This window comes from Vibrio sp. 1-2 (7-a), assembly GCF_013048515.1.
Taxonomy (GTDB): domain Bacteria; phylum Pseudomonadota; class Gammaproteobacteria; order Enterobacterales; family Vibrionaceae; genus Vibrio; species Vibrio diabolicus.
Map to the genome: position 1 here is coordinate 59,713 of NZ_VHSQ01000009.1, position 12,361 is coordinate 72,073.

Here is a 12,361-nt window from a genome sequence, read left to right on the forward strand (position 1 = left end):
AGTTCGATGTAATTAAGGCAATTTTACATTCGATAGGTCTTCATTAGCACCGATTGCTTTCATTTCGCCAGCAACGATTTCAGCTAGAGGGCCAAGGATAACTTGAAGGTTGTTTTCACCAAGTTTAACCACACCTTTCGCACCCAGTTTCTTCAGTACTTCCTCATCAGCGACTGAACGATCTTTTAGCGTCAAGCGTAGTCGAGTGATACATGCGTCGATTGAAGTTAGGTTGTCATGACCGCCAAGTGCTTTTAAGTATTGGCGAGCTAGGTCACCACTTTTCTTCTCACCAGCAGGCGCTGCAGCTTCGCTGTCGTCATCTTCACGACCAGGCGATTTCAAGTTGAATGCGCGGATTGCGAAGCTGAATGTGAAGAAGTATAGAGCACCAAAGCCAAGACCAACTGCACCAAGTAGTAGCGGTTTAGTTGCTAGACCGTAGTTCAACAAGTAGTCAATTAGACCAGCTGAGAATGTGAAGCCGTGTAGCGTACCAAGCATGTTAGCAACAACTAGCGACAGACCAGTGAACACTGCGTGAATCGCGTATAGTGCAGGCGCTAGGAATACGAACATGAACTCTAGAGGCTCTGTGATACCAGTTAGGAATGAACAGAATGCAACAGAGAACAATGCACCACCAACTTGGCTACGTTTCTCAGCAGGAGCCGCTAGGTACATTGCAAGCGCCGCACCAGGTAGGCCGAACATCATTACTGGGAAGAAACCGTTCATGAACACACCAGCGCTCTTATCGCCGCCGAAGAAACGGTGTAGGTCACCAGATTTAACTGTTTCAGTTACTTCCTTCACTGTTGCAGTGATTTCAGGAGTGACAGAGTTAGCGAATTCAAATGTATGAGTTTGACCAGCCACAAGCGTTTTCGCTAGCGCAGGATCCACACACAGTTGTTGTAGAGCAGGAAGCGCTTGACCCGCAGCATTTGCACCAGTTACTAGCACTTCTTGACAAGACCCCATACCAAACCAGAAGAATGAGTTAAGTACGTGGTGTAGACCTACAGGAATAAGGGCTCGGTTCAGTGTACCGTAGATAAACTGACCAATAGCGCCAGAAGTTGAGATGCCATGAGCAAGCGCATCTAGACCACCTTGAATTGTTGGCCATACAATGCCACCAACTGCACCAGCAACTAAAGCGAATAGACCTGCCATAATCGGCACTAAACGTTTACCAGAGAAGAAAGCAAGCCACTCAGGAAGACGTGTAGCATGGAAAGCGTTGTAAGAGTGGCCAGCAATAATACCTGCGATGATACCACCAAAGAACGACATGTTTACTGATGCATCAATTGTTGACGCTGTCGCTGTCAGTACAAAGTACGCAACTGCACCAGCAAGGCCAGCTGCACCTTGACCGTCTTTAGATAGACCGATCGCAATACCAAGGCCAAACAACAATGGAAGGTTAGAAAAGATTGAGTTACCTGCTTGTGCCATAAATGCGATGTCAAAAACATCCGGCTGGCCCAAGCGCAGTAACAAGCCTGCGATTGGCAAAGTCGCAATAGGAAGCATAAGAGCTTTACCTAACTTCTGCGCGTATCCGAGAATATTCACCTTAAGTTCCCCCTATAGGATTAGATGTTATGTTGAATGACTTATTTCAGTCGTCCAATTTAGTCATCCTCAGTTTATGACATTAATTTTGCTCCGCAAATTAAAAGCTCACCGTTTGTGATCATAATCACCACAATTTGCCCTTTCGGAAGGTTTTTGCTAGCGAGATCATAAAACTTATTTTATTATACGAAAAAATGGCGTTTTAAAGATAATATTCTCGCACTTTATGCAAGGCAGAATCAGTGTTATTTTGGTATCTAGGCGGGTAAATCACTGTAACTTTGCTCTGAAAAAGAATCATAAAAAACCATATAATTATTACTTTTCAGTTAGTTACTATGACAATAACATCGATAAAACGCGACTTGCTGTATGTGACTCGTTATCTAATTCAGTGATACAAACTAAGTACCCATATGACTAAAGCAGTCTCCACTTAGGTAACGATATAGAAATTGAATTCTCATCTATAAGGACTAGCTGACTATGTACGCGCTAAGTAACTGTAAAATTTATACCGGTAGTGATGTTCTTACCGATCATGCGGTCATCATCGAAAACGACCTTATTCAATCTATTGTGCTGGTTGCAGAGCTACCTCAGGGCATCGAAGTGAAAGACCTCGCAGGCGCAAACCTAAGTCCGGGCTTTATCGACCTGCAACTGAATGGCTGTGGCGGTGTAATGCTAAACGATGCAATCACACCGGAAACCATGCAAATCATGCACGAAGCAAACCTCAAGTCCGGCTGTACTAGCTTCTTACCAACGCTCATTACTTCATCAGACGAAGATATGCGAACTGCAATTTCTGCCGCTCGTGAATATCATAACCAATATCAAAACCAATCACTTGGTCTACACCTAGAAGGTCCTTATCTTAACGTCGCGAAAAAAGGTATCCACAACGTCGATTTTATTCGCCCGTCAGATGAAAGCATGATTGATCTTATCTGCGCAAACGCCGATATCATCGCTAAAGTAACGCTTGCACCAGAGCAAAACGATCCAGAGCATATTGCACGATTAAAAGCAGCCGGCATCGTGGTTTCTATTGGTCATACAAATGCGACCTACGCCGAAGCGCGTAAAGGCTTTGAAGCAGGTATTACTTTTGCCACACACCTATTTAATGCGATGACACCAATGGTTGGTCGTGAACCTGGAGTTGTTGGTGCAATTTACGATACTCCTGACGTTTATGCTGGCATTATTGCTGATGGTTTCCACGTAGACTACGCAAACATCCGAATTGCTCATAAAATCAAAGGTGAAAAGCTTGTTTTGGTGACGGATGCCACAGCTCCAGCAGGTGCTAACATTGATCACTTTATTTTTGTCGGTAAGAAAGTATATTACCGAGATGGTAAGTGTGTTGATGAAAACGGCACACTAGGCGGCTCAGCTTTGACAATGATAGAAGCAGTTCAGAATTCAGTTGAGCACGCGGGGATCGCTTTAGACGAAGCTCTACGAATGGCCACGTTATACCCAGCAACTGCAATTGGTGTTGAGGATCGCCTTGGCCGAGTTCGAAAAGGGATGGTTGCAAACCTGACCATTTTCGATCGTGACTTCAAAGTAAAAGCGACGGTTGTTAACGGACAATACGAGCAAAATTAAGCATGAATGGCGGACAGATTGGTAATGTAGATTTAGTAAAACAGCTTAACAGCGCTGCGGTATATAGGCTGATTGATCAGCAAGGTCCTATCTCCCGTATTCAAGTCGCAGATGTGAGCCAGCTCGCACCTGCTAGTGTTACCAAAATAACCCGCCAACTTTTAGAGCGCGGCCTTATTAAAGAGGTCGCCCAGCAAGCTTCAACTGGTGGTCGTCGTGCAATCTCTCTGACCACCGAAGTCAAACCCTTCCATTCTATTGCGGTTCGTTTAGGTCGAGATTACGTACAATTTTGTTTGTACGATTTAGGTGGCACTGCACTTGCGGAAGATCAGCACGAACTGCATTACACCAACCAAGCTGACTTGATCGCTGGGCTTATCGATTTACTTAAAGACTTCGTTAACCGTTGCGAAGACAAAATTGATCAGCTCATCGCAATTGGTATTACGCTACCGGGCCTTGTAAACCCAACAACAGGCGTAGTTGAGTACATGCCGAATACCGATATCGATAATCTGGCGCTGGGTGAAATTGTTGGAGAGAAGTTTAATACCGCATGCTTTGTTGGGAATGACGTACGTGGCATGGCGTTAGCGGAGCACTACTTTGGGGCAAGCCAAGACTGTCAGGACTCCATTTTAGTTAGCGTTCACCGCGGTACCGGCGCAGGTATTATCGTTAACGGCCAGGTTTTTCTGGGCTTTAACCGCAACGTCGGTGAAATTGGTCATATCCAAATCGATCCGCTTGGTGAACAGTGCCAATGTGGGAACTTTGGTTGCTTAGAAACCGTAGCAGCGAACCCAGCTATTATCCAACGAGTAAAACAATTGATTGCTCAAGGCTATGAGTCAAGCTTGACTGACCTTGAAAACATCACGATTGAAGCTGTGTGTCAGCATGCAATGGATGGTGACGAACTTGCAAAGCAGAGTTTAGTGCGAGTGGGTAACCAGTTAGGTAAAGCGATTGCAATTACCGTTAACTTGTTTAACCCTCAGAAAATTGTCATTGCGGGCGACATTACTGCCGCACAAGATATTGTCTTCCCTGCAATTCAACGTAATGTCGAAAATCAATCTCTCAAAACTTTCCATAACGACCTTCCTATCGTGGCTTCACACATTGATAAGCAGCCAACGATGGGCGCATTTGCGATGATTAAACGCGCAATGCTAAACGGAGTTTTGTTACAAAAGTTACTTGAAGACTAAGTTTATACAACTAATTGAGTTACAATCTCGGGCTGTGTTTTCACAGCCCGTTTTTGTATATCAGGAATACAGCTCAACAGTATGGAAATTATTCTAATTACAACAGCTTTTTTAGCTGGCTTTATTGCGCTTAAATGTAGCCTCCCTCCCCTCGTTGGTTTTCTACTGGCAGGATTTGGTTTGCATGCATTTGGCTATCAAAGCAATGACGTTATCGTCACTCTTGCAGATCTTGGTGTCACTCTTCTTCTATTCACGATCGGACTCAAGCTTGATGTCAAAACGCTACTGTCCAAAGAAATATGGGGAGGAGCGACCGCCCACAACATACTGTCTACCGCTTTTTTTGCACTAGCGCTATCAGGTTTAAAACTACTGGGCTTAACTTCGCTCGCCAGTATGGATAGCGGTCAAATCCTACTTTTAGCTTTTGCACTATCGTTCTCCAGTACCGTTTTTGCCGTAAAAGCATTGCAAGAAAAAGGGGAAATGAACGCGACCTACGGCACACTCGCGATCGGTATCTTGGTTATGCAAGATATTTTTGCCGTGGTATTCCTGACTGCTTCAACCGGCAAAGTCCCAGAATGGTATGCCATTGGTTTGTTCGCATTGCCTTTCCTTCGTCCACTATTCTATAAGCTGTTAGATAAAGTTGGCCACGGCGAAATGCTGGTGCTATTCGGTATTTTCTTCGCGCTTGTTGTTGGGGCAGGGCTATTCGAACTGGTCGGAATGAAACCAGACTTGGGCGCGCTGATTTTAGGCATGCTACTCGCTGGCCACTCTAAAGCTTCAGAGCTATCCAAATCGCTATTCAATATGAAGGAGCTGTTCTTAGTCTGCTTCTTTTTAAACATTGGCTTGTCCGCTTCATTGAGCGTCAATGGCGTCGTACTCGCCCTACTATTTATCTTACTGCTGCCAATAAAAGGGCTCTTGTACTTCGTCACGATTAATCACTTTAAGTTTCGAGTACGTACCTCTTTGCTCGCCTCTTTATCGCTGTTCAACTACAGTGAGTTTGGCCTTATAGTCGCAGGGTTGGCCTATAAAATGGGCTGGATGCCAAGCGATATGCTCGCTGCGATTGCGGTTGCGGTGTCCGTGTCCTTTATTATTTCTGCGCCACTTAACCGCCTTAGCCACAAAATTTATCAACACTCCGGCAAGTGGCTGCAAGAGACAGCCGCAGAAAAGCTTAACCAGCGTGACCAACTCATTAACCCTGGGCATGCCCAGGTATTGATCTTAGGCATGGGTCGCATCGGGACTGGGGCCTATGATGAATTACGTGCGCGCTATGGCAAAATTTCACTAGGCATAGAAATTCGTGAAGATGCAGCACATCAGCACCGTTCAGAGGGAAGAAACGTGATCGCTGGCGATGCCACAGACCCAGATTTTTGGGAACGAATTTTAGATACAGGTCATGTCAAACTGGTGCTGCTTGCCATGCCTCATCATCAAGGTAACCAAACCGCACTTGAGCAGCTTAAACGCAGAAAATATAAAGGGCAAATAGCTGCTATCGCCGAGTACCCAGATCAGTTGGAAGGTTTGCTGGAAAGCGGAGTTGACGCCGCATTCAATATATACAGTGAAGCAGGTAGCGGTTTTGCTCGACATGTGTGTAAACAACTTGAACCTCAGTTCACACCAATAAAATAAGCAACCATACTAATATTTTTTAAAAGCCTTTCTATCAATAGAAAGGCTTTTTTGTATGGTTTTTATACCAAACCTTGATTCCATTCACCAAACTAGCCATTAAATTAAATAATATTTACACAACAAGGCTTTTTATCATTTTTATAATCACAAAACGTTGCTTTTTTTACTAGTAATGGCAAATTGAAGCCATACCGATTAGAAATTATTTAGTTTAGTAAGGATGTAGTATGTGTTCAGTATTTGGCATTTTAGACATTAAAAGCGATGCAGCCGCATTGCGCCCTATCGCATTAGAAATGTCGAAAAAACTTCGTCATCGTGGCCCTGACTGGTCTGGGATTTACTCTTCAGAGCGCGCTATTTTAGCGCATGAGCGCTTGGCGATTGTTGGTCTAAATAGTGGTGCACAACCGCTATACAGCCCTGATAAAAAGCTCATCCTTGCAGTCAATGGTGAAATCTACAACCATAAAGAAATTCGTGCTCGTTACGAAGGAAAATACGAGTTTCAAACCGATTCAGACTGTGAAGTCATTCTTGCACTGTACCAAGATATGGGTGCAGATCTCCTTGAAGAACTAAACGGTATTTTCGCTTTTGTTCTGTACGATGAAGAAAAAGACGAATACTTAGTCGGTCGCGACCACATTGGCATTATCCCTCTTTATCAAGGTCATGATGAGCATGGCAACTACTATGTTGCATCAGAGATGAAGGCACTTGTTCCAGTATGTAAAACAGTGAGCGAGTTCCCTCCTGGTAGCTACTACAGCTCAAAAGATGCCGAGCCAACGCGTTACTATGTTCGTGACTGGAACGAATACGCTGCCGTTCAAGGTAACACCACCAGCAAAGAAGAACTGACTGAAGCGCTAGAAGCAGCTGTTAAACGCCAACTAATGACTGACGTGCCTTACGGTGTACTTCTTTCAGGTGGTCTAGATTCTTCTATTACATCTGCGGTAGCAAAACGCTTTGCAGCGATGCGTATTGAAGATGATGAAAAGTCTGAAGCTTGGTGGCCACAACTGCACTCTTTTGCTGTGGGTCTAGAAGGTGCGCCTGACCTGAAAGCCGCTCGCGAAGTTGCCGACCAAATCGGTACCGTTCACCATGAAATGACTTATACAATTCAAGAAGGTCTCGACGCGATTCGCGACGTGATTTACCACATCGAAACGTACGATGTGACCACCATCCGCGCATCAACACCTATGTTCTTAATGGGTCGCAAGATCAAAGCGATGGGCATTAAGATGGTACTTTCTGGTGAAGGTGCAGATGAGATCTTTGGTGGTTACCTATATTTCCACAAAGCACCAAACGCGAAAGAGTTCCACGAAGAAACAGTACGTAAGCTGCTTGCTCTGAACATGTTTGACTGCGCGCGCGCAAACAAATCGCTAGCGGCATGGGGGGTTGAAGGCCGAGTACCGTTCCTTGATAAAGAGTTTATTGATGTTGCAATGCGCCTAAACCCAGCAGATAAGATGTGTGGCAACGGCAAAATGGAAAAACACATTCTACGCGAGTGTTTTGAGCATTACTTGCCAGAGTCGATCGCATGGCGTCAAAAAGAACAGTTCTCTGATGGTGTAGGTTACAGCTGGATTGATACGTTGAAAGAAGTCGCAGAGCAAAAAGTGACGGATCAGCAGATGGAAACGGCTCAATACCGATTCCCATACAACACGCCAACCACAAAAGAAGGTTACGTGTACCGAGAAATCTTTGAAGAGCTATTCCCACTACCGTCAGCGGCTGAGTGTGTGCCAGGTGGTCCTTCGGTAGCTTGTTCATCAGCGAAAGCGATTGAATGGGATGAGTCATTCCAAAACTGTGTAGACCCGTCAGGTCGTGCGGTGCAAACCGTCCATAACGACGCTTACTAAGCGACTAAGTAGGGTGTCATGCCCTACTCCTAATCGGTAACCATCGTTGTTTTGCTAAGCTCGCTAAACAGCGTCCCACTGCTGGTGATTACCAGCAAGATTAAAAAAGAGGTGCCAAAGCACCTCTTTTTTTGTTTGTACACATTAGCTATTTCAAGTCTAAATCGCTGTTGTCAATGCTGACAGGCACTCGTTTAGTGATCATCTGCACTAACATGATTGAGCGTTTCTCACCATCTTGCTCTTGGAAGATAGCATCTATACCTGCAAACTGACCGCTCTTAACTCGGATTTGATCACCTGGTTTTGGCATACACTCAGAAGCGGTATTTTCATTACAGCATTTTTCTAGCTGCATCAATTCAAAGACTAAGTCACCTTGGACTTCTTTCGGTTGAGCACCAAAACGCACAAAATCAACAACCCCTCGAGTGGAGCGGACTGAGGTGAAGTTAGGTCCCTGTTCATAATCAAAGTACGCAAACACATAACAAGGAAACAGCGGCTCTTCGACTTTTTGTCTTTTCCCGCGCAAAATCTTCTCAACTTCTACAGTTGGATAAAAGCACTCTACACCTTGGTTTTCAAGGTGCTGTTTCGCCCTAACCTGCTCCCCACGTTTACAATAAAGTAGATACCAACGTTTCATCTTTTTTACTAGCCAATTCTATTTTGTTTTTATCCTAGCATTAAGCCAAAGTTGAGTCATTGACATTCAGTTTATCTATAAAAGTATGATTATACATCGCTCGCATTAACGGTATCTTTTCAAGATACTTACGAGAAGAAGTCCATAGACAAAAATGGAAATTAAGTTTGTAACACAGCCAACACACCATCATATCATCTGCAAATTCACCCAAAAACAGTCACTTAACAAACAACTTTAGTCGTAATGCAAAATTTTATTGTTTGTCACTCATTAAATTGCAATGTATACGTAGAAGTCGTTAAAAAATGTAATAACTATTATTAGAAGAGCTTATGTCAAACCAACATCAATATTTCGGCCATCCTCGTGGCTTGTTCTTATTGTTCGGTACTGAACTGTGGGAACGCTTTTCTTACTACGCAATGCGCGCCATTCTAGTACTTTACCTTACAGATACAACGATGAATGGCGGCCTTGGCTGGTCAACCAAAGACGCACTAGACCTATACGGTATTTATACTGGTCTTGTGTATATCACACCTCTCATCGGAGGTTACTTAGCGGATAACTATCTAGGTCAACGCCGTTCAATTTTGCTTGGTGGCGCGTTAATGGCTATCGGCCAGTTTACACTCGCACTTCCTGCTGACGCTCTGGGTATTGGTTCGCTACACAGTTTCTATTTAGGTCTTGGTCTGCTTATCACGGGTAACGGCCTCTTTAAGCCGAATATCTCAACCATGGTTGGCGATTTATATAAAGAGGGTGACAACCGTCGTGACGGCGCATTCACTATCTTTTATATGGGTATCAACTTAGGTGCGTTACTTGCCGGCGTCGTTTCTGGCTCTGTGACAACCTCGTACGGTTGGAAAGCTGGTTTTGTGGCCGCAGGTGTAGGTATGATTATTAGCCTAGTGATGCAAATGGTGCTAGCTCAGTCTTGGCTTGGTGACATCGGTCGCGAGCCCGCAGCAAAACGAGATCTAAGCAACAAAAACTCAACCACGAAGCAACCCTTAACGAAAGAAGAAGTAAACCGACTAAAAGTAATTTTGGTCATGAGCTTATTCACTATCGTCTTCTGGGCTGGCTTTGAGCAGGCCGGTGGCCTGATGAACATCTACACTCAACAATATACTGATCGTATGATTGGTGGCTTTGAAGTACCTGCTGCGTGGTTCCAATCGCTAAACCCATTTTTCATTATTACCCTAGCACCGGTTCTAGCGGTCCTTTGGGTAAAACTGGGTAAACGCGAACCTACGTCGCCAGTGAAATTTGCAATGGCACTATTTTTCTTGGCAATTGGCTTCCTATGTATGGTTGGCGCTGTGCTAGAACAAGGTGGAGACACAACGGTAAAAACATCAATGTTGTGGCTGGTGGGTGCTTTCTTCTTCCATACATTGGGCGAACTGTGCTTATCTCCAATTGGTCTTTCACTGGTGACCAAGTTAGCACCGCTTCGCTTAGCTTCACTCATGATGGGTGCATGGTTTGGCTGCAATGCGATTGCAAACTACGTTGCGGGCTATGTGGGATCTCACGTAGGAGAATTGGGCGCAATGGCTATCTTTAGTGGCATTGCAGTCAGCGCTACCGTGAGTGGTGTCATCCTACTTCTGTTCTCGAATACGCTCGTTCGCTGGATGCATGGTGCAGAGAATACTCACAGCACAGCAGAACAAGTAGAAGAGCAGCAAGTACAAGTCGCTTAATCGCTCTACAAAAAATGAAAGGGTCGCTTTTGCGACCCTTTTTGTACCTAAAGCTTAGAGTGAACTAACTCAGCCATCATTTCTATATGAAGCTCACTATCGTTCAAACAAGGAATGTAAGTAAAGCTTTCACCACCTGCTTCAAGGAAAATCTCTTTACACTCTTCCGAGATCTCTTCCAACGTTTCTAAACAATCCGAAGAGAATGCTGGTGTCACTACATTGATATTTTTTACCCCTTTTGCAGGAAGTGCCTCTAGGGTTTTATCGGTATAGGGCTGTAACCACTCTTCTCGGCCAAATCGAGACTGATACGTCATACCTATCTGTTGCTCGTTTAACCCTAACGCTTCAGCGAGTAAGCGAGTCGTTTCTTCACAGTGCTGAGGGTAAACGTCTCCATTATCAGCGTAACGTTTTGGAATACCGTGATAAGAACATAGCAAGTAGTCTCCCTTACCATACTCTTGCCAATGTTCACGAACTGAATGCGCTAACGCTTCAATGTATTTCGGGTGATTGTAGTAATCCCGAATAAAGCTAAAGCCCGGTATCACGGGCAGGTTTTTAAACGCTTTAGTGATTCCGTCAGAAACCGCTGCCGTTGTTGTGCCCGAGTATTGCGGATACAAAGGTAAAACGATGACTTCCCCTACCCCTTGAGCCAACAGCGCTTCAAAACCTGATTGCAAACTTGGATTTCCATAAGTCATGCCAAGTTCGACTGGCATATCAAGCTTTTGAGCCAACTTTTCTGTTTGACGCTTAGAGTACACCATCAGTGGCGAGCCCTCTTCCATCCAAACTGATTGGTAGAGTTTAGCAACCTTGGGAGCTCGGATTGGAAGGATAACGCCGTGCAATAGCGGACACCAAAGCCATCGAGTCATGTCTACCACTCGGTGATCATGAAGAAACTGACTTAAAAAGCGCTTTACGGCAGGAGCGGTTGGTGTGTCAGGAGTACCCAGGTTCACGAGGAGTACACCCTGTTTATTATTCTCTTTCATAACATCCTATTCATGGTAAACGGCTTAGTTCATATACTTAAATAGCCTCACAGCGCTGCATCGCTGCCACTTGAAGTCATTTAGATATATGTTTACGAGTAAACTAAAAAAAGCGACCACTTGGGTCGCTTTCAATATATCAAAATATTAATTTTTTGACTTCAGCAAATTAAGAGAGTGCTTTCTCGATATCTGCACTAACTTCAGCTACTTGCTTAGTACCATCAAACTTAAGGTACTTAGTGTTGCCTGCTTCAGCTTCTTTACCGTAGTAGTTGATTAGTGGTGCAGTTTGCTCGTGGTAAACACCTAGACGTGCACGTACTGTTTCTTCTTTGTCGTCATCACGAACAACAAGATCTTCACCAGTTACGTCATCTTTACCTTCCACTTTAGGTGGGTTGTAAACAACGTGGTAAGTACGACCAGAAGGAAGGTGAGCACGACGACCTGCCATACGCTCAACAATCACATCATCTGCAACGTCAAATTCGATAACATAGTCTACATCAACGCCCATTTCTTTTAGGCCGTCAGCTTGAGGAATAGTACGTGGGAAACCATCCAGTAGGAAACCGTTTGCACAGTCTTCTTGAGCGATACGCTCTTTGATAAGGCCAAGGATGATTTCATCAGAAACTAGCTGACCAGCGTCGATAACAGCTTTAGCTTGTTTACCAAGCTCTGTACCTGCTTTGATAGCAGCACGAAGCATATCACCAGTAGAGATTTGTGGAATACCGTATTTTTCCATGATGAAGTTTGCTTGTGTGCCTTTACCTGCACCTGGAGCACCTAGAAGAATGATGCGCATGATTTATCCTCTTTAATATTTAAGATTTATACCGAAGCTCACAATAGCTGGGCTTCTTAGACATCAAACCCGAGAAGCACTCGCAACGATAAGTTTCGGTATAACGTATATAGGCGAGCAAAAATACACGCCTTATTACTCACATTCAAGTCGCAGATTCTATCACAGGTT

Annotated in this window: 9 protein-coding genes; 5 read left to right on the forward strand and 4 right to left on the reverse strand. The window is 44.4% G+C overall.

All coding sequences use genetic code 11. The annotated features are described in order from the left end of the window. Positions 1 to 12 precede the first annotated feature (12 nt). Positions 13 to 1,584, reverse strand: coding sequence for an N-acetylglucosamine-specific PTS transporter subunit IIBC (gene nagE / locus FKN08_RS18340; RefSeq protein ID WP_006742711.1), 1,572 nt, complete (start codon positions 1,582 to 1,584; stop codon positions 13 to 15). Positions 1,585 to 2,073: 489 nt separating this feature from the next. On the opposite strand from nagE, the gene nagA reads away from it, so the two are divergent. The 4 genes from nagA to asnB all read left to right on the forward strand — a co-directional run bounded on the left by nagA (position 2,074) and on the right by asnB (position 7,993). Then, the gene (nagA, locus tag FKN08_RS18345; RefSeq protein WP_170892670.1) at positions 2,074 to 3,210 is read left to right on the forward strand and encodes an N-acetylglucosamine-6-phosphate deacetylase; all 1,137 of its coding nucleotides are present in this window, start codon (positions 2,074 to 2,076) and stop codon (positions 3,208 to 3,210) included. Between the two features lie 2 nt (positions 3,211 to 3,212). Next, positions 3,213 to 4,427 (forward strand): ROK family protein, encoded by a 1,215-nt coding sequence (locus tag FKN08_RS18350; protein WP_006742713.1) that lies wholly within the window; start codon positions 3,213 to 3,215, stop codon positions 4,425 to 4,427. An 81-nt stretch (positions 4,428 to 4,508) separates the two neighbouring features. Beyond that, entirely contained in the window at positions 4,509 to 6,098 is a 1,590-nt protein-coding gene (locus tag FKN08_RS18355) for a cation:proton antiporter family protein (RefSeq protein WP_005393052.1), read from the forward strand. 230 nt (positions 6,099 to 6,328) lie between these two features. Continuing rightward, positions 6,329 to 7,993: an asparagine synthase B gene (gene asnB / locus FKN08_RS18360; protein ID WP_005393054.1), complete on the forward strand. Its 1,665-nt coding sequence runs from the start codon at positions 6,329 to 6,331 to the stop codon at positions 7,991 to 7,993. A 148-nt stretch (positions 7,994 to 8,141) separates the two neighbouring features. Here asnB and rfaH read toward each other — a convergent pair whose 3' ends face one another. Beyond that, positions 8,142 to 8,642 (reverse strand): transcription/translation regulatory transformer protein RfaH, encoded by a 501-nt coding sequence (gene rfaH / locus FKN08_RS18365; RefSeq protein WP_005393056.1) that lies wholly within the window; start codon positions 8,640 to 8,642, stop codon positions 8,142 to 8,144. A gap of 335 nt (positions 8,643 to 8,977) precedes the next feature. Here rfaH and FKN08_RS18370 point away from each other — a divergent pair, with 335 nt between their 5' ends. Next, on the forward strand, positions 8,978 to 10,366 hold the full coding sequence (locus FKN08_RS18370) for a peptide MFS transporter (protein ID WP_005393058.1): 1,389 nt from the start codon (positions 8,978 to 8,980) through the stop codon (positions 10,364 to 10,366). Between the two features lie 47 nt (positions 10,367 to 10,413). Here FKN08_RS18370 and hemH read toward each other — a convergent pair whose 3' ends face one another. Next, the gene (gene hemH, locus FKN08_RS18375; protein ID WP_170892671.1) at positions 10,414 to 11,376 is read right to left on the reverse strand and encodes a ferrochelatase; all 963 of its coding nucleotides are present in this window, start codon (positions 11,374 to 11,376) and stop codon (positions 10,414 to 10,416) included. Between the two features lie 169 nt (positions 11,377 to 11,545). After that, positions 11,546 to 12,190 carry an adenylate kinase gene (gene adk, locus FKN08_RS18380; RefSeq protein WP_005393061.1) on the reverse strand — a complete coding sequence of 215 codons (645 nt, stop codon included), beginning with the start codon at positions 12,188 to 12,190 and terminating at the stop codon, positions 11,546 to 11,548. Positions 12,191 to 12,361 lie beyond the last annotated feature (171 nt).